This is a genomic window from Gordonia hirsuta DSM 44140 = NBRC 16056, from assembly GCF_000333015.1.
Classification (GTDB): Bacteria; Actinomycetota; Actinomycetes; order Mycobacteriales; family Mycobacteriaceae; genus Gordonia; species Gordonia hirsuta.
The window spans coordinates 1-22,609 of record NZ_BANT01000041.1; the positions used below are offsets into that span (position 1 = coordinate 1).

Here is a 22,609-nt window from a genome sequence, read left to right on the forward strand (position 1 = left end):
TCGTCGGTGGCCGGGGGCTGCCCGGCCGGGCGCTCCGGCACCGGCTCCCCGGCGGCCAGCGGCACCACCTGCGCCGCAGCGGCCTCGGCCCGAAGGCGCGCCTCGGCGATATCGGCGCCGGTCGCCACCGCCACACCCATGCGCCGTTTGGCGAAGCTCTCCGGCTTGCCGAACAGCCGCAGATCCACCTGGGGATCCTCCAGTGCCTGGGCGACGCCGGCGAACCGGATCGCCGGCTCCTCGTGCCGGCCGTAGATCACCGCCGAGGCACCGGGAGAACGCAACGCGGTGCTGACCGGCAGGCCCAGCACCGCGCGCGCATGCAGTTCGAATTCGCTGAGGCGCTGCGTGGCCAGGGTGACCAGCCCGGTGTCGTGCGGACGCGGGCTCACCTCGGAGAAGTAGACGTCGTCGCCCTTGATGAACAGCTCGACACCGAAGATCCCGCGGCCGCTGAACTCTCCGGCCGCCGACTCCCGGTCCCCCATCGCCGCGGCGATGCGCGCCGCGATCGAACACGCCGCGCCGTAGGCGATCTCGCTCATCGGCTGCGGCTGCCAGCTTTCGACGTAGTCGCCGGCGGACTGACGGTGGCCGATCGGCTCGCAGAAGTAGGTCGCCAGCTTCCCGGTGGCCGGATCCACCGCGCGCACGGTCAGCAGCGTCACCTCGTAGTCGAAGTCGATGAACTTCTCCACGATCACCCGGGTGGAGCTGACCCGGCCGCCGGTCATGGCGACCTCCCAGGACGCGGCCACATCGGCGTCGCTGTACATCACCGTCTGGCCCTTGCCCGAGGACGACATCACCGGCTTGACCACGCACGGATAGCCCACGCGGTAGGCGGCCGCCCGCAGTTCCTCCTCGCTGTCGGCGAACAGGTACGACGACGTCGGCAGCCCCAGTTCCTGATCGGCCATGCGCCGGATGCCCTCGCGGTCCAGGGTCAGCGACACGCCCTTGGCACTCGGGATCACCTCGGCGATCCCCTCGGCCTCCACCTCCACCAGCGCATCGGTGGCGATCGCCTCGATCTCCGGGAGCACATAGCGCGGGCGATGCTTATCGATCACCGCGCGCACCGCCGCCGGATCCATCATGTCGATCACCTCGGCGGCATGGGCCACCTGGTGCGCGGGCGCATCGGCGTACCGGTCCACCGCGATCACCTCGACCCCCAGACGCTGCAACGCGATGGTCACCTCTTTGCCCAGCTCACCCGAGCCCAGCAGCATCACCGTGACCGCATTCGGCGACAACGGGGTGCCCAGCACCTGCACCGGACCGGCCACCGCGGCCGGCTCCTCGTTCGACTCGGGGACCTGCGGATCGGAGGTCTGTGGATCGGAGGTCTGTGGATCGGTGGTCTGCAGATCAGGGGTCTGATCCGCAGCGTCCTCGGCAGGCGGGGCGGGGGTTCCGGGGTCCGGGGTTCCGGGGGCGTCAGAATCGGGAGACGACGTCATGTCCCGCAGTCTACGGCGCAGGCTCGCCCGGCGTCTGCGGCGATCTCCCACGCGCGAGGGGAACGTTCGGGATCACCCGCGGGACGTACAGTTCGGTCTCCTCGCTGCGGCCGCGCAGCACCATCGACTCGACCGGTTTCCAGCGGGTCCGCTCGGACTGCTCGGCCGCTTCGACGGCGCGGCGGCTGGCCCACGGCACCCGCGGATCCCGTTTGGCGATCTCGGAGATGCGGGCCCCCTCGTTCACCGGGTCACCGATCACCGTGTACTCGAAACGCTGGATGGCTCCGACATTGCCGGCCACCACCGGCCCGTAGCTCACACCGATCCCGGCACGCAGATCCGGCACCTCCGTCAGCAGCCGATGTGCGATCTCCCGGCCGGTCCGCAGCGCCGCACCGGCCGGATCGTCGATGCCCAGGGGTGCGCCGAAGATCGACAGCACCGCATCGCCCTGGAATTTGTTGACCAGGCCCTGGTTCTTCTCGGTGGCCTCCACGATCACCGCGAAGAACTGGTTGAGCAGGTCCACCACCTCGGCGGGCGAGCGCCGGGTGGCCAGTTCGGTGGAGCCGATCACGTCGACGAAGACCACCGCGGCCAGCCGTTCGGCACCGCCGAGTTCGGGGTCGCCGAGCATGGCCGCGGCGGCCACATCGCGGCCGACGTGCCGGGAGAAGATGTCGCGCATCCGCTCCTGCTCCCGCAGCCCGGACACCATGTTGTTGAACCCCAGCTGCAGTTCCCCCAACTCGGAGGCGTCGTAGACCACCAGATCGATGTCCTCGTCGACCTCGCCGCGCCGGACCCGCGCCATCCCCGAGCGCACGCCCTGGATCGGCGCCGAAACGCTCAGCGCGACGATCACCAGGGTGGTCAGGCCCACCACCACGGCGATCCCCGACAGCACCGTCACCGAGACGAAGACGTTCATCTTGGAGGTGTCCGGGGAGAAGGCGGCGAAGAACACCACCATGAAGATGCCCACCAGCGGGATACCGGTGCCCACCATCCAGGCGTGCACGGCGCGCGAACGCATCGAGCTGCCCCGCCAGCCCATCCCGGCCTGCAGGATCTTGGCCGCCACCGGCCGCAGCAAGATCTCGACGATCACATTCGACAGCGCCACCACCACGAGCCCGCTCATCACGGTGATCAGCACCGCCTTGGCCACCAGCTCCACGTCGACGGCCCCGTACAGGAAACCGAACAGGATCGCCGCCCCGAGCCACAGGATGAACTGCAGCGCCACCAGCTGCCGGCGCGCCCGGATCGTCCGTTGCGCATCGCGCCGGGTGGGGATCTGGTCGTCGATCGACCACTTCAGGGCGCGCAGCATCAGGACGGTGCCGATCGAGACGCCCACCACCAGCGCGCACGCGGCGTAGACGGGAATCCCGACCACGTTGATCAGCAGCAGGTCACGGCGCAGGAAATCGGGTTTGGGGATTCCGACCGCGCCCAGGGCCACCGCGATCACCACACCGATCACGTTGACGGCGACGATCGACAGGGTCAGCAGGATCTGGATGCGCAGCCGTTGCCGACGCGGGCTGGCATCGGCGGAGCCGAGCAGGATGGAACCGTAATCCCTGCTGAACCTGCCCGGCACGGCCGTGGCTCCGGTCAGACCAGGTCGCGGCGCACGATCGTCTCATCGCGACCGGGGCCGACCCCGATGGACGAGACGTAGGCGCCGGAGAGCTCCTCAATACGCAGAACGTACTTCTGCGCGTTCTCGGGCAGCTCGTCGAAGGTGCGACAGCCCGAGATGTCCTCGGTCCAGCCGGGCATCGTTTCGTAGATCGGCTTGGCGTGATGGAAGCCGGTCTGGGTCATCGGCATATCGTCGTGCCGGACGCCGTCGACGTCGTAGGCCACGCAGATCGGGATCTCCTCGATGCCCGACAGGACGTCGAGCTTGGTCAGGAAGTAGTCGGTGATGCCGTTGATGCGGGTCGCATAGCGGGCGATCACCGCGTCGAACCAGCCACACCGCCGGGAGCGTCCGGTGGTCACGCCCACCTCGCCGCCGGTGACCGCCAGGTATTCGCCCCATTCGTCGAACAGTTCGGTCGGGAACGGGCCCTCACCGACGCGGGTGGTGTAGGCCTTGAGGATGCCCAGCACCGTCTGGATCTTGTTCGGGCCGATGCCCGAGCCGACCGCCGCACCGCCGGCCGTGGGGTTCGACGACGTGACATAGGGGTAGGTGCCGTGGTCGACGTCCAGCAGGGTGCCCTGGCTGCCTTCGAGCAGCACGGTCTCCCCGCGTTCGAGCGCCTGGTTCAGCAGCAGCTGGGTGTCGGCGATCCGGTGCTTGACGCCCTCTGCCAGCTCCAGGGTCTCCTCGACCACCTGCTGCGGGTCCAGGCCCTTGCGGTTGTAGATCTTGGTCAGGATCTGGTTCTTCACCTCGAGGGCCGCCTCCACCTTCTCGGCGAGGATCTTCTCGTCGAGAACATCGGCCACCCGCACACCCACGCGGGCGATCTTGTCCTGGTAGCAGGGGCCGATTCCGCGGCCGGTGGTGCCGATCTTGCTGTTGCCCAGGAACCGCTCGGTCACCTTGTCGATCGCCACGTGGTACGGCATCAGCAGGTGCGCGTCGGCGGAGATCATCAGTCCGCTGGTGTCGACGTCGCGGTCTTCCAGACCCTTGAGTTCGGTCAGCAGCACCGACGGGTCGATCACCACACCGTTGCCGATCACGTTGTTGACGCCCGGCGTGAGGATGCCCGACGGGATCAGGTGCAGCGCAAAGGTCTCGCCATCGGGTAGGACGACGGTGTGGCCGGCGTTGTTTCCGCCCTGGTAGCGGACCACCCACTGCAGCTTTCCGCCCAGCAGATCGGTCGCCTTGCCTTTGCCTTCGTCGCCCCACTGGGCGCCGATCAGCACAATCGCAGCCATGTTCTAGGTGCCTCCCTTTCGGGGACAACCCTACTGGGTGAGGCCCGCAGATACCCTATTGGCGTGGTATCGACCGAGATCGTCCCGCCGCCCCCGGGCGCCGAAGCCGCCGCCCTGTCGCGCGCGGTGAACGCGGCGCTGGCCGACCCTGCCGTGCGCCGGCTCATCGTGCGCCCGCCGGCCGGGTATGCCGACCCCGACCTGTTCCTGTCCCAGGTGGTGGGAGTGCTGATGCGGCACGAGCGCCTCGACATCGAGGTCGCCTATGTGGCCCCGACGGCCACGCCCGCCACCAAGGTGTACAGCCTGCCGCACGGCGAGGGCGCCGCCGTCCTGGCCGAAACCGGGGTGGCACAAGAGCTTCCGTTGATCCGGGACGACGCGGCCACCGTGTTGGTCGGCCGCGCCCGGCACGTGGGCCTGACCGGCACCTCCCCGGTCCAGGTCACCGCGCTGCACGGCGAGACCTATGTCGACTCGGCGCGCCTGTTCGACGGCGATGTCCGGGCGGTGGTGATCGAGCCGCTGCCCCAGGCGCCCGGTGTGCGGGCCCGCCTGGATCGTCGTTTCCGGTTCGGCGGATGGCTGACCGGCCGCGCCGTGCAGACCGGGGGCACCAACCTGGCCGTCGAACGCGAGGGGGTCCTCACCCCGCGCGTGCTGAAGCGGTCCACCTTCTACCGTCATCATCTCGACTGGAAGCTGGTCCGCCCGTGAGCGCCTCCGCCGGCCGGACCGCGCTGCGGTCGGTGCGCCCGAGCGCGACGTTCTACGGGCTGATCGCCGCGACAGTGGCCGGCGGGGCGCTGCTGTGGGTCAGCGGGGACAACCGTTCGGGGACCGCGATCGGCGGCATGTGGCTGCTGATCCTGGCCGGCTGGCTGGTGTCGCTGTGCCTGCACGAGTTCGCCCATGCCTTCACCGCCTTCCGGTACGGAGACCACTCCACGGAGTTGCGCGGCTACCTGACGCTCGACCCGTTCAAGTACACCCATCCGGGGCTGTCGCTGATGCTTCCGCTGCTGATCATCCTGCTGGGCGGCATCGGCTTCCCCGGCGGTGCGGTGTACCTGAACACCGCGGGCATGACCGCGGGCCAGCGCAGCCGGGTCAGCCTGGCCGGGCCGCTGACCAACCTGATCTTCGGCTTCGCGCTGCTGATCATCGTGCGGCTGCTGCCTGCGGACCAGAGCAGCGGGAATCTGGCCGCCGGTCTGCTGTTCCTGGCGTTCCTGCAGATCACCGCGACCGTGCTGAACCTGATCCCGATGCCCGGCTTCGACGGCTACGGCGCGATCGAGCCGTATCTGTCGAACGAGACCCGGCGCAGCGCCGCCAAGATCGCACCGTTCGGTTTCCTGGTGGTCTTCGGGCTGATCTTCTTCGTCCCGCCGATCGCGCGGGGCTTCTTCACCCTGATCTACGCGATCATGGGCGTCTTCGGCGTCGATCTGACGCTGATCTGGGAGGCCCGCAACCTGTTCCTGTTCTGGGAGGCCCTGCCCGCCTGACCTGGCCCGCCCGAACCGGCCCGTCTGATCCGGGCCGTCTGATCCGGGCCGTCAGGCGAAGTAGTCGTTCAGCGTCACCGTCTGCAGCCGCCGGTGCGCGATGATCTCGTTGAACCTGCCGTAGACCCGGGTCACCGGCTCGTGGTTGGCGTGGCCGATCACGATGCGCTGGGCTCGGAAGTAGCGGCGGGCGGCCCCGATCAGGAACTTCTCGGTGACCAGACCCGAATCCGAGAGCGAACCGTCCCACAGCGTCGGCATCGTGTATCCCAGGTCGGCGGCGACCTTGTCGACGGCGGCATTGCGGTAGCCGAACGGCGGCCGGTAGTACGGGGTGCCGGTGACCCCGTAGGTGTTCTTCAGGAACTTTTCACAGCGGCCCAGTTCCTGGGCGACTCCGGCCGCGGTCAGCGAGGTCAGGTCCGCATGAGTCCAGCTGTGGTTGCCCAGCTGGATCTGTCCGGACTCCACCAGCGGAGCCAGGGCCTTCTTGTTGTCGCGCCAGGCATCGAACTGGCCGGTGACGAAGAAGGTGAACCTGGCGCCGGAGTCGGCCGCCCATTGCGCATAGGCGCCGACCACCTCGGAGCTGGCGCCGTCGTCCACGGTCAGCGCCAGATAGCGCCCCGGTCCCGGCAGCGCGGTGATCGGATGGTCCGGCAGCGGCACCTTCGGCGTCGGGAGCGCGGCCGCCGCCGGTGTCGCCGATTCGCCGGCTGGCACCGCTCCGATCGTTCCGGTCCCGGCAGTTCCGGTCCCGGCGGCCTGGTCGCCACGGCTGTCGGCTGAACATCCGGTGAGCAGCTGGGCGCCGCCGACCGCAAGGAATGCCAGAAATGTCCGTCTCTCCACGCGCCGATGGTAGCCAAGGCGGTGCGTCGACCTCCTCGACGGTCCACTCGATCTTGTTCGCCATGCCGAGCATCATGATCTTGGCGGTCAGCGTGCTGCCGGCGCCCAGCGTGGCCGGCGGTTCGGTCATCCAGCGCTCGTGGATGGTGAACCAGTCACCCCAGGTCTGCGGGTCGGAGATGACCGCCCAGACCGCGTCCGGGGAGGCCGACAGCTTCTCGGTGGTTTCGATGTGTCCCATGATGAATCCTTCTGTTTCGGGTCACCGGGCAGAACCGGTGATCGGGTGTGGTTGCGGGTGATGACAGGTCTGCGGTCTAGCGGTCGGCGCGCTGGTAGGCGGTCATCACCGCGGCGCCGCCCAGGCCGATGTTGTGCTGCACAGCAGCGATGACCCCGTCGACCTGCCGTTTATCGGCGTCGCCGCGCAGCTGCCAGGTCAATTCGCTGCACTGGGCCAGACCGGTCGCGCCGAGCGGGTGGCCCTTGGAGATCAGTCCGCCCGACGGGTTGACCACCCAGCGTCCGCCGTAGGTGGTGTCCCCGGCATCGAGCAGGGTGTGCGCCTGCCCCTCCTCTGCCAGCCCGAGCGCCTCGTACAGCAGCAGTTCGTTCGCCGAGAAGCAGTCGTGCAGCTCGATCACCTGGAAGTCGTCGGGACCCAGTCCGGACTGCTCATAGACCTCCCGGGCCGCGGCCCGGTTCATGTGGTCGCCGATGATGCCGGCGCAGGTGCCGTCGAAGGTGTTCGCGAAGTCGGTGACCATGGTCTGGCCGACGATCTCCACCGCCTGGCCGGCCAGATCGTGCTGTTCGACGAAGCGCTCGGAGTCCAGAATCGCCGCACCCGAGCCGTCCGAGGTCGGCGAGCACTGCAGTTTGGTCAGCGGGTCGTAGATCATCCGCGATTCGAGGATCTCGGCCAGGGTGTACTCGTCCTGGAACTGCGCGTACGGATTGTTCACCGAATGACGGTGGTTCTTCTCGCCGATCTTGGCGAAGTGCTCGGGAGTCGATCCGTACTTGGCCATGTGCTCACGGCCGGCGGCCCCGAACATCCACGGGGCAGGCGGGAAGAGCACCTCGCTGATCTCCGCCAGCGCCAGGATGTGCTTGTCCATCGGCTGCGCGCGATCGTCGTAGGTCGAACCGAGCGAACCCGGCTGCATCTTCTCGAAACCCAGCGCCAGCGTGCAATCAGCCAGCCCGCCGCGGATCGCCTGAGCAGCCAGAAACAGCGCCGTCGACCCGGTCGAACAGTTGTTGTTGACGTTGATCACCGGAATGCCGGTCATCCCCAGCTCGTAGACCGCACGCTGGCCGGACGTGGATTCGCCGTAGACGTAGCCGACGTAAGCCTGCTGCACCTTCTCGTACGAGATCCCGGCGTCGGCCAGGGCCTTGGTCCCGGCCTCGCGCGCCATATCGGGGTAATCCCAATCCGAGCCGTCCTCGTTCTTGCGACGGCCCGGCTTCTCGAACTTCGTCATCCCGACACCGACGACGAACACCTTCTGAGTCATGTCTGCACCTCCACGAAGAGATACAAACATGCACGCATGTATGTACAAGAGATGTGAGGCGGATCACTGTACAGCTCGATGCTTTCGCGGCCAGTAGCCGCAGCAGAGGACGTTCGGGGCGGTCAGTCGCCGGCGGGCGCCGACCGGTAGACCAGCGCGGCCGGATCGATGGCCTTACGCAGAACGGCGCAGGCACGATCCCAGCGCCGGCGCGGACGGCCGGAGCCCGGGTCGATGAAACCGGAGATCAGGATGCCGCGGAGCGCATCCATCGCGGTGTAGACGAAGTTGAGGACCTCGCGTTCGACGTCCGGGGCGAACAGTCCGGCCGCCGCCCCGGCGACAGCCCCGTCGACGGTGCGCTCGAAGGCGGCGACCTCTTCGCGCAGTACCGGATCGGTGCGTGCTGCCACCCACAATTCGACGCTGGCCACGAACAACGGGCCGTCGTGCAGGTCCCAGATCAGCTCCAACAGGGCGCCGACCGGGTCGCCGGAATCGCGCACCGCTCCGAGCTGGGCCACCGCCTCGGCCGTGCGCATCGCCGCCAGATGCTGCACGGCGGCGCTCACCAGATCCTGACGGGATCCGAAGTGGTGCAGCTGCGCGCCGCGGGTCACTCCGGCACGTCCGGCCACCTTCGAGGTGGTGGTGCCGGCATAGCCGTAGTCGACCAGGCACGCGACCGTGGCATCCAGGAGTTTGCGCCGCGTCTGCGCGCTGCGCTGTTCCTGTGTGCGCCGCCCTACTCGCTCCTGCGCCCCGGTTGCCACGCGTTCACCCTAGCGCGCCGCCCACCGCACCGAAGTAACATGCACGACTGCATGTCACTTCTCCTACGATGGACTCACCAGCTCAGCTTCTCGCAGCCGGCCGCCTGATCGCCGGCGGGATCCACCTGCACCGTGGCGTGCAGCAGTCCGTAGCCGGTCAGCACCGCCCGGGCGTCGGCGAGCACTCGCGCGTAGTCGCCGTCGCTGGAGACGTGCACCGTGGCCACGTCCATGCCGGTGGTCACCGACCAGACGTGCAGATCGTGCACATCCAGGACCCCCGGCACGGCCTCCAGATCGGCCCGCAGTGCACCGATGTCCAGGTGATCGGGAGTCTGCTGGTTCAGGATCCGGAAGGCGTCCCGGGCCAGCCGGATCGCGCGCGGGACCACCCAGATCGCGATGGCGATGGCGACCACCACGTCCACATAGCGCCAGCCCGTGGTCATCAGCACCACACCGGCCACCAGGACCCCGACGCTGCTGACCGCGTCGGCGAGCACCTCCAGATAGGCCCCGCGCACCGCGATCGACTTCTTCGAATCGGCCTGCAACAGCAGCATGACCACGACGTTGACCGTCAGGCCGATCACCGCGACGATCACCATCGTCGCGCCGGGGATGTCCGGAGACTCGCCCCCGATCCGCCGGATCGCCTCGTAGAGGACGAAGACCCCCACGCCGATGAGCAGCACCGCGTTGACGACCGCGGTGAAGACCTCAGCGCGGAACCAGCCGAAGCTACGCGCATCGGTGATCCGCCCGTGCCGGGCCAGCAGCAGTGCCGACAGCCCCATCGACACCGCGACCACATCGGTGAGCATGTGCCCCGCATCGGCGATCAGCGCCAGCGAACCGATCGCGATACCGACGAACAGTTCCACAAAGAAGTAGCTGCCGATCAGGACGACGGCCAGCACCATCGGCCACAGTCGCCGCGATCCGGCGTCGGCAGCCAACTCCGCCGCGCTCGGACCGTGGGAGTGCCCCTCATGACCGCCATGCGAGTGTTCCATGACCCGAATATATGCAGCTTCACGCATGTATTGCAAGGTGGGGCCGGACTCAGTCCAGACGCAGCTGTGCGATGGCCGACTCGCGCTTGAGGCCGGCAACCATCAGCATGTCGACCAGGAGGGAGCGCAGCTCCACCAGCAGGGCGATTTCGGAGAAGTCGCCGCCGCCCTCCTCGACCAGCCGGCGGGTCTCGCTGATCGCCGGCCGGGCCCGGCGCACGATCGACCGCAGCACCCGGGCGGCGTCGGCCCCGTCCGGCGAGCCCTTGGGCGGCGCGAGCATCATCTGCCGGAGGATCTCGAAGCCTTCGGGCAGTGCGCCGATCAAGTCCAGGACCGCCGGTTCCACCTGGACGCCGCGCTGGGTCAGGCCGAGTGCGCGCCGCGAGATGATCCGGAAGTTGCGCATGCAGTTGTCGATGGGTTCGGCGGTGGCCGCGATGCGTTCCAGCCGCGGTCGTTCCAGCCAGAACAGTGGCGAGAACTGCCCGACCTCCTGGCCGGCCCGCATATCCGAATGCATCGCCTCGATCGCGCCCTGGGTCCCGCGAGCCCGGCGCAGGACCGCGGCCACCTCGTCGGTGGACATCTGGCGCAGCGCCAGTTCCAGATCCCCCGACAGCTCTCGCAGCGTCTCGAGCACCAGTGCCGCATCCCGGCGCGGCCGATGCGCTGGATTAAAGGGCACCAGGGCGCCGATCAGCAGGGCGATACCGCCACCGATCATCGCGTCGAGGACGCGATCCCAGCCCGCGGACTGGTCCGGCAGGAGCAGCGTGGCGACCAGCACCGCCGAGGTGCCGGCCTGAGTGGTGACCATCGGCGCACCGTCGACCACCACTGCCACCATCATCGCCAGAAAGACGACGACGCCGATCTGCCACGGGCCCGAGCCGATCGCGGTGATGATCAGATCGCCGATGATGATGCCGATCAGCACCCCGCCGATCAGCTCGATCGCCCGGCGCCACCGCTTGGCCAGGACCAGGCCGAGCGAGACGACCGCCGAGATCGGCGCGAAGAACGGTGCGGTGTGGTGCAGGACGTCGAAGGCGATGAACCAGGCCAGTCCGGCGGCGATCGCGCACTGCAGGATCGGCACCAGCGACAACCCCAGGCGCCGCACGCGTACGGCGAGGACCGCCGGCAGCCGGCTGATCAGACGCGAGCGCGTCGCCCGGATCCGATCGGTCGTCATCGGCGTCCTCTGGGTCGAGCCGGCGGTTTCGACCGGCAGCGGGTCAGGCCAGGCCGAGTTCGGCGGCGGCCTGCGGATCGGAGTCGTTGAGCAGATCCAGGCAGCGCGTGTACTCGTCTTCCTCGCCGATCAGGCGGGCGGCGCGCGCCAGCGCACCCACGCACCGCAGGAAGCCCTGGTTCTGCTGATGGCTCCACGGCACCGGTCCGTAGCCCTTCCAGCCGTGCCGGCGAAGCTGATCGAGGCCGCGGTGATAGCCGGTACGGGCGAAGGCGTAGCCGGCCATCTGCTTGGCGACGTCGTCCTCGGCGTCGGTCAGTGCGGCCTCGGCCAGATACGCCCAGGCGATGGAGGCCGACGGGTGCGCGGCGGCCACGGCCGACGGGTCCACCCCGTTGAGGAGGTCGGACTCTGCGTCGTCGTCTCCGGTCAGCAGTGTCGGCGGCGGTCCCAGCAAATCTCCGAATGAGGTCACCCCGCCATTCAATCACCCCCGGCGCGGCGACCGGACTGGGCTGGCGATGTCGAAATTCGATATCCTCGTACGGTGTGCCGTCACCGTCGGCACCCGCCTCTCCCCCAGAACTCTAGGAACCGCGCAGCATGCCGACTTCGGACAACGACAAGACCAGTGCAGTCAAGAAGGTGGTCGACGCCTTCCGCGCACGCCGTGCCGGTGAGCAGGTTCCCGATGATCAGGCCGCGAAGAGCACCGCACCCCGCACGCCTGTGGTGAAGATCGAGCCGGGCCAGGCGCTCGGCGGCGGGGGCGCGGAGGCGCCGACCCAGGCGTTCGCCGTTCCCGCCGAGCTCACCGGGTCTGCCGGCGAGGTGACCGAAGAGATCGTGACCGACGAGGTGGCCGTTCCGCAGACGGACGCCGAGACCGAGGATGCTGAATCTGAGGCCGCCGAGTCTGAGTCTGAAGCCGACATCCCCGCCGACGAGGCACCCGTGGACGAGGCCCTGGTGGACCAGACGCCGACCGACCAGACGACCGCCGACGAGACCCCCGAAGCCGAGGCCGCTAACGAGGCCGGTGGGGGCAGCGGGTCCACTCCGAAGACCGGCGACGACGCCGATGAGGACGCCGCCGACACCGGCGACGCCGCCGATGCCCAGCGCGAGGTCGAGGTGACTGCCGGCGGAATCTCGCACGAGACCGTCGTCGCGGTCGACGGCGCCGGCGATCGGGCCGAGGTCGCACCCCGCACAGCGGTGGAGAGCGTGCACCCCGACGAGCTCGAGCGCCCCGGCATCGTCGAACAGCCCCTGGATCTGACACCCGGCGACGACGCGACCGACACCGCGCAGATCGCGCTGCCGGAGCAGGCGAAGACCGACACAATCGCGGTGGCCGGCGGCACTGCGCCGGCACCCGGAGCCGCTGCCGCCGGAGCCGCTGCTGCCGCCGCGACCGCTGGGGCCGGTGCCACTGCAGCTCCGGCCGACGAGCGCGCCGGTGAATGGTCGTCGACCCCACATCAGCCCGAGGTGATCGCTCCGACCACTCCGCCCGCCGAAACCAAGAGCCGCGCCAAGCTGGGGGCACTGCTGGCCGCACTGATCGCGCTCATCGTCGCCGGCGTCCTGATCTGGTGGTTCGTCTTCCACACCTCACCGCAGAACCGGGCGGCCGACGCGGCCCGCACCTACCAGACGGCGATGAACGACGGTGATCTGTCGAAACTGCAGTCGATCACCTGCGGCGAAGAGCAGAAGTACTACCAGTCGGTGTCCCCCGAGGAGTTCCGCAAGGCCTTCGAATCCCAGCAGGCCCGCAATCAGATGATGGCGTTCAAGAACGTCACCGGCGTGGCCGTCGACGGGAACACCGCCCGCGTGGGCGTCGACGTCTACAGCATCGGCGATCCCGATGTGACCACCTCAGCCCAGATCACCCTGCACCGGATCGACGGCGACTGGAAGGTCTGCGACAAGCCCTGACCCGGGATCGGCGCTGCCCGGCAGCACGAAGCCCCCTGCCGCCCGTGGGCGGCAGGGGGCTTCGTCGTCGCTGGAGCGTGAATCAGGCGGAGATCGACTTGCCCGACGACTTCAGGTCGTTGCAGGCCTCCACCACGCGCTCGGTCATGCTGGCTTCGGCCTTCTTCAGGTAGCTGCGCGGATCGTAGGCCTTCTTGTTACCGACCTCGCCGTCGATCTTCAGCACACCGTCGTAGTTGGTGAACATGTGATCGGCGACCGGGCGGGTGAAGGCGTACTGGGTGTCGGTGTCGACGTTCATCTTGATCACGCCGTAGCTGAGCGCCTCGTCGATCTCGCTCTTGGCCGAACCCGAACCACCGTGGAAGACGAAGTCGAAGACCTTGTCGGCGGCGGTCTTGCCGACCAGCTTGCCGGCGGCCTCCTGGCCCTCGAGCAGCACGGCGGGCTTGAGCTTGACGTTGCCCGGCTTGTAGACGCCGTGCACGTTGCCGAAGGTGGCGGCCAGCAGGTACTGGCCGTTCTCGCCCAGGCCGAGGGCGTGCACGGTCTTCTCGAAGTCTTCGATCGAGGTGTACAGCTTGTCGTTGATCTCGGCTTCGACACCGTCCTCTTCGCCGCCGACCACGCCGATCTCGACCTCGAGGATGATGTTGGCCGCCGAGGTCAGGGCCAGCAGCTCCTTGGCGATCTCCAGGTTCTCGTCGATCGGGATGGCCGAGCCGTCCCACATGTGCGACTGGAACAGCGGGTTCTGGCCGGCGTCGACGCGCTCCTGCGAGATCGCGATCAGCGGGCGGACAAAGGTGTCCAGCTTGTCCTTGGGGCAGTGGTCGGTGTGCAGGGCGACGGTGACGTCGTACTTATCGGCGATCACGTGCGCGAATTCGGCGAGTGCGACCGCACCGGTGACCATGTCCTTGACACCCAGGCCCGAGCCGAACTCGGCACCACCGGTGGAGAACTGGATGATGCCGTCACTGCCGGCGTCGGCGAAACCCTTGATCGCGGCGTTGATCGTCTCCGACGAGGTGCAGTTGATCGCCGGGAAGGCGTAACCGCCCGCCTTGGCCTTGGCGAGCATCTCGACGTACTTCTCGGGGGTTGCGATGGGCATCTAGAGTCCTCCAACGATGGGGTCGCACTCAGGCGTTTTCTTGTCCTCCCCAGTATGCCGGTAACGCGTGCACGATGGGCCGGACCCGCCACTGATGGCCGCTGCAACGGCCCAGATCACACTGCTAGGGGCGACGGATTAGGGAAACTCCCAGGTTCGCCGGGTACTCTGAACCCCCGTGATCGACGCTTCGTTGGCCAGCGCCACCACCACGATGAACGTTGCCCTGATGCCGGGCTTCATGGACCCCTACACCCTGATCGGGTGGTTCGGGGCCTGGGCTTTCTGGGGACTGCTCCTGGTGATCCTCGTCGAATCGGGTGTGCTGTTCCCGATTCTGCCGGGTGATTCCCTGCTGTTCGTGGCAGGTCTGATCGCCGCCGGCAGCGCCACCGACGCCCACCGGGAAGCCGTGGCCAACGCCAACTTCCAGCTGTGGCAGTTGTGCATATTCATTCCGATCGCCGCCATCATCGGCGGCCAGATCGGCTACTGGATCGGGCGCTATCTGGGCACGTCGATGTTCAAACCGAACGCCCGCTTCCTCAAGCAGCGGTACCTGGACGAGGCGCACGCCTTCTTCGAAGAGCGCGGCCCGATCACCATCATGCTGGCCCGCTTCGTGCCGATCGTGCGCACCATCGCACCGATCGTGGCCGGCGCCGCCAAGATGCGGTACTCGGTGTTCGCGATCTACAACGTGGTCGGCGCGATCATCTGGGGCGCAGGCATCGTGCTGCTGGGCTACTGGCTGGGCCAGTTCGAGATCGTGCAGAAACTGATCGAGCCGATCTTCATCGCGATCGTGCTGGTCTCGATTCTGCCGATGGTCTTCGAGTGGTACCGCCGCCGGCGCAACCGCGGGAAAGAGATCCCCGTCGAACTGCACCTGGACGACGGCCCCGAAGCCTCCTGATACCGCGCGAGGAACGCCCTATCCGCTGAGTCCCGCGCACGACGAGCCCGACCGTCCCGGCCACGCCGAGCGGATCAGATCAGCCTTCCCACATCGTTGGCGACGATATCGTCCAACGCTCGTTCGGCGACGGCAGCGATCGTCATCGACGGATTGCAGGCGGCCGACGTCCCGGGGATCAGCGCTCCGTCGATCACATAGAGGCCACGCTGGTCCTGCACCCGCCCGGACAAGGCGCAAACCGTCCCCCATGCACGCACCACCGAGTGGGTGCCAGGTAGTGTTGACCACCTTGTTCGAGTCCCCGAGGATCGCACCGGGTCCGGCGATCGCGGTCGCGGTCGGATGGATGTCGCGCCACTGCACGGCACTGTCCCCGTCGGCAGGCCAACGCAGAATCGCATCCCCGCGCCCGGAGTCGTAGACGAACCGGCCACGCCCCTTGCTCACGCCGAATCCCACCATCATGGTGGTGTGCAGATCGGCGCCGAGCGGTGGAATCGAAGCCTGAATGACGGTGTGGGCCCGGGACGGATCGGACCAGTTGCGACTGCCGAAGACCACCGGCCCCCCTTGCCGCGCACCGAAGTCTTCCGTGGGCGAAGTCCACGTGTAAATCCTGTCGGCGTTGGTGCCCCAGCCCGCACCCACTGCGTCGGGGAGGTCGGCGATCGCGCCGGTTGCCCGGGCGCGCACCAGCAGCCGCGTCGTGTGCACACTACCTGCCGCCATGACCAGGGTTCCGGTGGTGATGATCTTGTTTTCCAGCACCCGCCCCCGCAGGTCAGTGCGGTTCACCCGCACCTTCCAGCGTCCATCTTGCGCGCGGGCGACGTCGGTGACCTCGTGCAGAGTCGCGACCTCGAGCAGGCCCGTCGCCCTCGCCTGCTTCAGATAGGTCACGTCGACACTGTGTTTTCCACCGTTGTTCACCCCGAGCGCACCCGAGCCGTCGGTGTAGGCAGGCCGCATTTCGCCCCGTAGTTCGGCCAGTGCGTAGTTCCAGTCGATCGGCATCGGTATTTTCGAGACGGGCCGCCCGGCCCGTCGTGCCCGGGAAGCAAAAGCCCGGGCGGCGCGGTACGCGTCGTGCCGCACCAGCCGGTCCGGAGCCACCGCCAGTTTCAGCATCCGCGCCACTCGCGGATAGTGCTCTTGATTCAGGCGCGGCCAGTCCAGCCGATTGGGCAGGTGTTCTTCGAAGACCGCTTGCGAAGGCTGCAGAGATATGCCCTGATAGATCAATGATCCGCCGCCGAGGCCGGCCGGTGCCAGCGCCGTCATGTTCTCCCCGGCCACCGCATCGATCAGACCGACATAGGGACCGACGGGCATCCGGCGTCCGAACAGCGTGGGGTCACTGCGATGCCACAGGGCTCGCTCGTCTGGATCAGCAGCGCTGGGGAACGTCTTCGCGTTCGGCCCGGTCCGCCACTCCCTCCCACGCTCGAGGAGTAGCACAGGGACACCGGCCTGTGTCAGCCGCAGGGCCGTGACACCGCCACCGAAGCCCGACCCGATCACCACCACCCGGCGTTCTTCTCGGGTGAGTCGGACCCTGGCCGGTGCGGCCTGCGTCTTGCCCAGTGGACTGGCGAAAGCAGCAGCCCCGACCGCTGCTGCTCCCACCAGAAGGCTGCGACGATCGATCATCGTCGATTCCCTCTTCTGCATACTTCCTCCTTGAATATCCTAAGTCAATTGACTTATTCGTTTGGCGACACGAATTCCCGGCGGTGGGCCTACGCCATGGCCGACAGCGCCATAGGCGATCATGGCCTCATGAGCGATGAGCCGACCACCCAGGCGTTACAGACTCGTCGACTCCTGCTCGCTGCGGCCGAAGAGCTGTTCGCCGCACGGGGAATCGCCGCTGTATCCAACCGTCAGATCTGCGAGGCGGCCGGCCAGGGGAACAACTACGCCGTCGGCTACCACTTCGGCAACCGCGACGGCCTCCTCTCAGCGCTCCTCGAGGTCCACAACGAGCCGATCGAACAGATCCGCGCACGGATGGTCGATGACTTGAGCTACATCACCGAGGTGCGTGACTGGCTTCGCTGCCTGGTCCAGCCGCAGCTCGAGTACCTCGGAACGGCGCCCCGCCGAACGCACTTCGCCGCCCTGTGCGCACAGTTGGCCGTGGATCCAGAAAACACGTCGCTGATCCATCGGGCCGCAGCCGAATCATCGTCATTGCGCCGCATCCTCGACGGGCTCTACGCCAGCCTGCCGCCCCTTCCGGAGACCGCGGTCACCGTGCGGAATCTGATGACCCAGCACCTACTGATCTCGATGTTCGCCAGCTTCGAGAACTCACGCAATGCCTCCGAAGCGCTGGACCACGAATCATGGCGAGCGTTCTCGGCCGCAGTGGTCGACGGGCTCATCGGCCTCTGGCTCGCACCGGCTACCTGACCATCTGAATCGCGGACAGCGTTCCCGCGGCGTCTCCTCCACTTTCACGGATGCCATTCTGAGTCACATGACTTATCAGCGCAGTATGTTCTCGGCTCCATGTGGGGTAGATCACCGTTGCGATGGGATGGCGTGATCTCCCGACGCGTTCGCTTGGGAGGGTTGCGGTATGTGCCGACTCAGGCGGGGTCCATCCAGAAGTCCAGCTCCAGCCCGTCGATCGGCCCCGGGCTCACCTGGTACTGCGCGAGGTCGGAGACGCCCGCGACGGTGAGGACCTCGTCGTCGATGTAGAACTGGCCGGTCGGTCCGCCAGCCGGGCGGGTGATGATCGCCATCGCCGCATCGGCCATGATCTGCGGCGTCCGGCTGGCCGAGACCAGGTCTTCGCCCAGAATGTTGCGTACCGCGGCGGTGTCGATGGTGGTGCGCGGCCACAGCGAGTTCACGGCGATGCCGTCGGCCTGCAGTTCACGGGCCAACCCCAGGGTCACCAGCGACATGGCGAACTTGGAGATGGTGTAGCCGGTGCCGATCTTGTCGAACCATGCCGGGTCCAGGTTCAGCGGCGGCGACAGCGTCACGATGTCCGCATTCGTCGACTCGCGCAGGTACGGGATCGCCAGCTTGGACAGCAGGAAGGCACCGCGGGTGTTGATGCTCTGCATGAGGTCGTACTTCTTCATGCTGAGGTCTTCGGTGCCGGTGATGTCCAGCGCGCTGGCGTTGTTGACGACGATGTCGATTCCGCCGAAACGCTCGACGGTCTGGGCCACCGCGGCGGCCACCTGCTCGTCGTCGCGGATGTCCCCGACGATCGGCAGCGCCTGGCCGCCGGCCTCCTCGACGGCCGCGGCGGCGGTGAAGACGGTGCCGGGCAGTTTGGGATGAGGCTCGGCGGTCTTGGCGATCATCGCGATGTTCGCGCCGGCGCGCGCGGCGCTCAGCGCGATGGCTTCGCCGATGCCCCGGCTGCCGCCGGACATCAGCAGGGTACGTCCGGCCAGCGGCCGGTCAGGAGTGGTCGTCATGGGTTCAGTGTCCTTCTCGATCAGTGATGTCTCGATCAGTGCTTGAGCTGCGGCGCGCGGTCTACTTGGGGGCCATCCGGATGGCACCGTCGAGCCGGATGGTCTCGCCGTTGAGCATTCCGTTCTCGACGATGTGCAGCGCAAGCGCCGCGTACTCGTCGGCCCGCCCCAACCGCGACGGGTGCGGAACCTGCGCACCCAGGGAGGCCTGCGCGGCCTCGGGCAGACCCGCCAGCATCGGGGTCTCGAAGATGCCCGGGGCGATGGTGACGACCCGGATCGCCGAGGAGGCGAGCTCGCGGGCGATCGGCAGGGTCATCGCCGCCACGCCGCCCTTGGAGGCCGCATAGGCCGGCTGGCCGATCTGGCCGTCGAAGGCGGCCACCGACGCGGTGTTGACGATCACGCCGCGATCGCCGTCGACCGGCTCGTTACCGGCCATGGCGGCCGCGGTCAGCCGGATCACATTGAAGGTGCCGACCAGGTTGATCCGCACGACCCGTTCGAAATCGGTCAGCGACAGTGGACCACCCCGGCCGAGAACCTTGCCGGGGGTGCCCACGCCCGCGCAGTTGACCACCACGCGCAGCGCACCGAGTTCGGCGGCGGCGGCCACCGCAGCGGCCACATCGTCCTCGGAGGTGACATCGGCCGGCACGAAGACGGCGCGTTCACCCAGCGCCGCGGCGGCCTCGGCACCGTCGGAGGACGGCAGGTCGACCAGCACGACGGCGGCGCCGGCCGCGTGCAGCGCGCGAGCGGTGGCGTTACCGAGCCCGGAGGCGGCTCCGGTGACCAGGGCGACAGAATCGGTCAGTTTCATTGGTGATGTTCCTTTTCCAGAGGAGGGATTGAGGTGTCCAAGGACGGCTCAGCGAGCCGCAAGGCCGCGGGCGATCACCAGACGCTGGATCTGGTTGGTGCCCTCGAAGATCTGGGTGATCTTGGCTTCGCGCATGAAGCGTTCGACGCGGAAGTCACGGGTGTAGCCGTTACCGCCGAAGACCTGCACGGCATCGGTGGTCACCCGCATGGCGGTATCGGTGGCGGTCAGCTTGGCCACCGATGCCTGCCGCGAGTAGGGCAGCCCGCGATCGCGGCGGCGGGCCGCATCCAGATAGGTGGCCCGCGCGGCATCGACGGCCGCGGCCATATCGGCGAGCAGGAAACCCAGTCCCTGGTGGTCGATGATGGCGGTGCCGAAGGTCTGGCGCTCCTTGGCATAGGCGACGGCCTCGTCGAGTGCGGCCTGGGCGATACCGGTGGCGACCGCGGCGATGCCGAGCCGGCCCGAATCCAGCGCGCTGAACGCGATCGAGAGCCCCTGGCCCTCCTCGCCGATGCGCCGCTCGGCCGGCAGTAGGGCATCGTCGTACGAGGCCGAGGTGGTCGGCACCGCGGCCAGACCCATCTTCTCTTCGGGCCGGCCGAAACTCAGCCCGTCCAGGTCGCCGGGGACCAGGAAGCACGAGATGCCCCGGCTGCCCTCCCCCGTGCGCGCGAAGAGGTTGTAGAAGTCGGCGATTCCACCGTGGGTGATCCACGCCTTGGTGCCGCGGATCCGGTAGCCGTCGTCGGTGGCGGTCGCCCGGCAGGTCAGGGCCGCCGCGTCCGAACCGGCGTCCGGCTCGGACAGCGAGTAGGCGCCGATCGTGGCTCCGCCGAGCATCTCCGGCAGCCAGCGCTGCTGCTGCTCCGGTGTGCCGAAGGTCGCCAGCGGATGGCAGGCCAGACCGTGCACGCTGACCGCCACCCCGATCGCTGCCCAGCGCATCGCGATCTCCTCGAGGACCTGCAGGTACACCTCGTAGGGCTGACCGCCGCCGCCCCACTCCTCCGGGTACGGCAGGCTCAGCAGTCCGGCCTCGCCGAGAGTCGCGAAGACGCCCTCGGGGTAGGTCTCGGCCTTCTCGTGCGCGTCGACGATCGGGTCCAGCGTCTTGTCCGCGATGGCGCGGGTGAGTTCGATCAGCTCGTAAGCCTCATCGGTGGGCAACAGTCGATCGACCGGCATCGATTCTCCTTCGTGAGGCGGCGCCGTGGCTCGTTCGGCAGCGCCGGATCCCTGAGTAGTACTGGATTAACCGGGACAGTACTGTTTACTCGGTAGTACTGCAAGGGGCTTGCCAGTATCATTCGGGCCATGACCGGTCCTGCCCCCGAGTTCGCCACCCGCCGGCGCGGAGAACTGTTCGACGGCCTGGTCGACCTGTTCTTGACCGAGGGCTTCGCGCATCTGACGCTGGACGAGATCGCGGCCCGTCTGCGCTGCTCCAAGTCCACGCTGTACACGCTGGCCGACAGCAAGGACGAGCTCGTGCGCTCGGCCACGATCCACTTCTTCCGCGGTGCAGTCGCCGCGATCGACGAACGCACCCGCGACATCGTCGGCGCCCGCGCCCAGATCATCGGCTTCCTCGAAGCGATCGGCGCCACCCTCGCCCCGGCGTCCGACCGCTTCATGGCCGATCTGGACGCGTTCACTCCGGCCCGCGAGGTCTACGAGCAGAACACCGCAGCAGCTGCTGACCGCGTTAAAGAGCTGGTCGACCAGGGAGTTGCCGACGGCGAGTTCCGGGCCGTGCACGCGGCGTTCGCCGCCGATCTGGCCGCCACCATGATCACCCGCATCCAGCAGCGCGGCGTGCGCACAAGTACCGGGCTCGACGACGCCGAAGCCTACCGGGAACTGGCGGCGATCCTCACCGGCGGGATCAGCAAGTAGGCGAGTAGACCGTGCACCGCACAACAGAGAAGGAGTGAGTCCGTTGGGAATCGACGGCAACCAGACCGAGCAGGCACTGGTGCTGCGGATCGGCCCGGAAGAGCTCGTCGTGCGCCGCCGCTACGAGGCCGCGAGCATCGCCAACGACATTCTGATCGGTATCTGGTTCCTGATCGGCAGCTTCCTCTTCTTCTCCCCCGCGACCATGACGGCGGGCACCGTGCTGTTCGTGCTGGGCAGTATCGAGATGCTCATCCGCCCGACGATCCGGATGGCCCGCCACATCCACCTGCAGCGATTCCGGCGCCCTGGGGGCACCGACCCGGCGACCGCCGACGACGCCGTCACCGAATCCGAGCGCGACTTCTGAGCCAGCCTGTGAGCCGCTTCGAGAGAGCGCGCCGGCTGCCCACCGCCTGACGGCTGCTACCAGGCCTGGTCAAGGTCGGCGTGCTGGGTGACCCAGGTGTGCATGACGATCCCCGCGGCGACACCGGCGTTGATGCTGCGGGTGGAACCGAACTGAGCGATCGACACCGTCAGATCGGCCGCCGCGCTCGCCGCTTCGGTGACCCCGGGCCCCTCCTGACCGAAGACGAACAGGCAGTTCTCCGGCAGCCGGGTGCGCTCGAGCCGGACCGAGCCGGGAGTGTTGTCCACGGCCACCACGGTCAGACCGTGCTCGCCCGCCCAGCGCATCAGGTCGGCGATCTCGGGATGGTGATGCACGTGCTGGTAGCGATCGGTCACCATCGCGCCGCGACGGTTCCAGCGGCGGCGCCCGACGATGTGCACGCTCTGGGCCAGGAAGGCGTTGGCGGTGCGCACCACCGTGCCGATGTTGGCGTCGTGGCCCCAGTTCTCGATAGCGACGTGGAAGCGATGCCGGCGCGTGTCCAGATCGTCCACGATCGCCTCGCGGGTCCAGTAGCGGTACGCATCGACCACATTGCGCCGGTCACCGTCGGCGAGGAGTTCTAGGTCGTAGCGGGGATCGTCGGGCAGCGGCCGGCCGTACTCCTGCAGCCAGGGACCGACTCCGACCGGGCCGCCGACACCGCTGTGCCATTCGGTCGGTCCGGCCACCGAATCCTGTCGAAGGGCATCCTGCCGCGGGTCGGCCTGCCGGGAGTCGCTGGATCCGGAGTCGCCGGGACTGGATTCGACAGGACTGGATTCGACGGGACCGGATGCGGGGTCGGC

General features: G+C 68.0%; 21 protein-coding genes and 2 pseudogenes. 7 read left to right on the forward strand and 16 right to left on the reverse strand.

Features of this window, described 5'->3' with window-relative positions; genetic code table 11:
• The 3 genes from purT to GOHSU_RS13215 form a co-directional block, all read right to left on the reverse strand.
• On the reverse strand, nt 1–1,466 hold a 1,466-nt coding region (gene purT, locus GOHSU_RS13205; RefSeq protein WP_005942655.1), incomplete at its 3' end, for a formate-dependent phosphoribosylglycinamide formyltransferase.
• A gap of 10 nt (nt 1,467–1,476) precedes the next feature.
• On the reverse strand, nt 1,477–3,078 hold the full coding sequence (locus GOHSU_RS13210) for an adenylate/guanylate cyclase domain-containing protein (protein WP_005942658.1): 1,602 nt from the start codon (nt 3,076–3,078) through the stop codon (nt 1,477–1,479).
• Between the two features lie 14 nt (nt 3,079–3,092).
• Complete coding sequence (locus GOHSU_RS13215; RefSeq protein WP_005942661.1) at nt 3,093–4,379, reverse strand: adenylosuccinate synthase; 1,287 nt, start codon at nt 4,377–4,379, stop codon at nt 3,093–3,095.
• Between the two features lie 63 nt (nt 4,380–4,442).
• Here GOHSU_RS13215 and GOHSU_RS13220 point away from each other — a divergent pair, with 63 nt between their 5' ends.
• Nucleotides 4,443–5,096, forward strand: coding sequence for a hypothetical protein (locus GOHSU_RS13220; protein WP_005942664.1), 654 nt, complete (start codon nt 4,443–4,445; stop codon nt 5,094–5,096).
• The gene (locus GOHSU_RS13225; RefSeq protein WP_005942667.1) at nt 5,093–5,890 is read left to right on the forward strand and encodes a site-2 protease family protein; all 798 of its coding nucleotides are present in this window, start codon (nt 5,093–5,095) and stop codon (nt 5,888–5,890) included. The genes GOHSU_RS13220 and GOHSU_RS13225 overlap by 4 nt, the downstream gene beginning before the upstream one ends.
• A 51-nt stretch (nt 5,891–5,941) precedes the next feature.
• Here the strand turns inward: GOHSU_RS13225 and GOHSU_RS13230 are convergent, their stop codons facing one another.
• From GOHSU_RS13230 to GOHSU_RS13260, 7 genes and pseudogenes are all read right to left on the reverse strand, one after another.
• Complete coding sequence (locus GOHSU_RS13230; protein WP_005942669.1) at nt 5,942–6,613, reverse strand: polysaccharide deacetylase family protein; 672 nt, start codon at nt 6,611–6,613, stop codon at nt 5,942–5,944.
• Between the two features lie 148 nt (nt 6,614–6,761).
• A pseudogene (locus GOHSU_RS16630) lies at nt 6,762–6,983 on the reverse strand (SRPBCC family protein); the annotation flags it as partial.
• Nucleotides 6,984–7,059: 76 nt separating this feature from the next.
• Nucleotides 7,060–8,265 carry a lipid-transfer protein gene (locus GOHSU_RS13240; RefSeq protein WP_005942674.1) on the reverse strand — a complete coding sequence of 402 codons (1,206 nt, stop codon included), beginning with the start codon at nt 8,263–8,265 and terminating at the stop codon, nt 7,060–7,062.
• 122 nt (nt 8,266–8,387) lie between these two features.
• On the reverse strand, nt 8,388–9,038 hold the full coding sequence (locus tag GOHSU_RS13245) for a TetR/AcrR family transcriptional regulator (RefSeq protein ID WP_005942678.1): 651 nt from the start codon (nt 9,036–9,038) through the stop codon (nt 8,388–8,390).
• A gap of 74 nt (nt 9,039–9,112) precedes the next feature.
• Nucleotides 9,113–10,054 carry a cation diffusion facilitator family transporter gene (locus GOHSU_RS13250; RefSeq protein WP_005942682.1) on the reverse strand — a complete coding sequence of 314 codons (942 nt, stop codon included), beginning with the start codon at nt 10,052–10,054 and terminating at the stop codon, nt 9,113–9,115.
• 49 nt (nt 10,055–10,103) lie between these two features.
• Complete coding sequence (locus GOHSU_RS13255; protein ID WP_005942685.1) at nt 10,104–11,252, reverse strand: FUSC family protein; 1,149 nt, start codon at nt 11,250–11,252, stop codon at nt 10,104–10,106.
• Between the two features lie 43 nt (nt 11,253–11,295).
• Nucleotides 11,296–11,727, reverse strand: coding sequence for a DUF3151 domain-containing protein (locus GOHSU_RS13260; RefSeq protein WP_024332603.1), 432 nt, complete (start codon nt 11,725–11,727; stop codon nt 11,296–11,298).
• A gap of 128 nt (nt 11,728–11,855) precedes the next feature.
• On the opposite strand from GOHSU_RS13260, the gene GOHSU_RS16360 reads away from it, so the two are divergent.
• A complete protein-coding gene (locus tag GOHSU_RS16360) occupies nt 11,856–13,199 on the forward strand; it encodes an Rv0361 family membrane protein (RefSeq protein ID WP_005942688.1) in 1,344 nt (447 codons plus the stop codon).
• Nucleotides 13,200–13,281: 82 nt separating this feature from the next.
• Here GOHSU_RS16360 and fbaA read toward each other — a convergent pair whose 3' ends face one another.
• Nucleotides 13,282–14,316 carry a class II fructose-bisphosphate aldolase gene (gene fbaA, locus GOHSU_RS13270; RefSeq protein ID WP_005942691.1) on the reverse strand — a complete coding sequence of 345 codons (1,035 nt, stop codon included), beginning with the start codon at nt 14,314–14,316 and terminating at the stop codon, nt 13,282–13,284.
• 178 nt (nt 14,317–14,494) lie between these two features.
• Between fbaA and GOHSU_RS13275 the strand changes: the two genes are divergently transcribed.
• Nucleotides 14,495–15,232, forward strand: coding sequence for a VTT domain-containing protein (locus GOHSU_RS13275; RefSeq protein ID WP_005942694.1), 738 nt, complete (start codon nt 14,495–14,497; stop codon nt 15,230–15,232).
• Between the two features lie 74 nt (nt 15,233–15,306).
• Here the strand turns inward: GOHSU_RS13275 and GOHSU_RS13280 are convergent.
• Nucleotides 15,307–16,906, reverse strand: a pseudogene (locus GOHSU_RS13280) (GMC oxidoreductase).
• 108 nt (nt 16,907–17,014) lie between these two features.
• Here GOHSU_RS13280 and GOHSU_RS13285 point away from each other — a divergent pair.
• Nucleotides 17,015–17,650, forward strand: a complete 636-nt coding sequence (locus GOHSU_RS13285) for a TetR family transcriptional regulator (protein ID WP_005942699.1) — start codon at nt 17,015–17,017, stop codon at nt 17,648–17,650.
• Between the two features lie 179 nt (nt 17,651–17,829).
• Here the strand turns inward: GOHSU_RS13285 and GOHSU_RS13290 are convergent, their stop codons facing one another.
• The 3 genes from GOHSU_RS13290 to GOHSU_RS13300 form a co-directional block, all read right to left on the reverse strand.
• The gene (locus GOHSU_RS13290; RefSeq protein WP_005942702.1) at nt 17,830–18,681 is read right to left on the reverse strand and encodes an SDR family oxidoreductase; all 852 of its coding nucleotides are present in this window, start codon (nt 18,679–18,681) and stop codon (nt 17,830–17,832) included.
• 61 nt (nt 18,682–18,742) lie between these two features.
• Nucleotides 18,743–19,504: an SDR family NAD(P)-dependent oxidoreductase gene (locus tag GOHSU_RS13295; RefSeq protein ID WP_005942705.1), complete on the reverse strand. Its 762-nt coding sequence runs from the start codon at nt 19,502–19,504 to the stop codon at nt 18,743–18,745.
• A 48-nt stretch (nt 19,505–19,552) separates the two neighbouring features.
• Nucleotides 19,553–20,695 carry an acyl-CoA dehydrogenase family protein gene (locus GOHSU_RS13300; RefSeq protein ID WP_005942709.1) on the reverse strand — a complete coding sequence of 381 codons (1,143 nt, stop codon included), beginning with the start codon at nt 20,693–20,695 and terminating at the stop codon, nt 19,553–19,555.
• A 129-nt stretch (nt 20,696–20,824) separates the two neighbouring features.
• Here GOHSU_RS13300 and GOHSU_RS13305 point away from each other — a divergent pair, with 129 nt between their 5' ends.
• Together GOHSU_RS13305 and GOHSU_RS13310 are read left to right on the forward strand one after the other, a co-directional pair.
• Complete coding sequence (locus GOHSU_RS13305; RefSeq protein WP_005942712.1) at nt 20,825–21,406, forward strand: TetR/AcrR family transcriptional regulator; 582 nt, start codon at nt 20,825–20,827, stop codon at nt 21,404–21,406.
• A 34-nt stretch (nt 21,407–21,440) separates the two neighbouring features.
• Nucleotides 21,441–21,776, forward strand: coding sequence for a YrhK family protein (locus GOHSU_RS13310; RefSeq protein ID WP_245551751.1), 336 nt, complete (start codon nt 21,441–21,443; stop codon nt 21,774–21,776).
• A 56-nt stretch (nt 21,777–21,832) separates the two neighbouring features.
• Here GOHSU_RS13310 and GOHSU_RS13315 read toward each other — a convergent pair whose 3' ends face one another.
• Nucleotides 21,833–22,492: a TrmH family RNA methyltransferase gene (locus tag GOHSU_RS13315; protein WP_005942718.1), complete on the reverse strand. Its 660-nt coding sequence runs from the start codon at nt 22,490–22,492 to the stop codon at nt 21,833–21,835.
• Between the last annotated feature and the right edge of the window lie 117 nt (nt 22,493–22,609).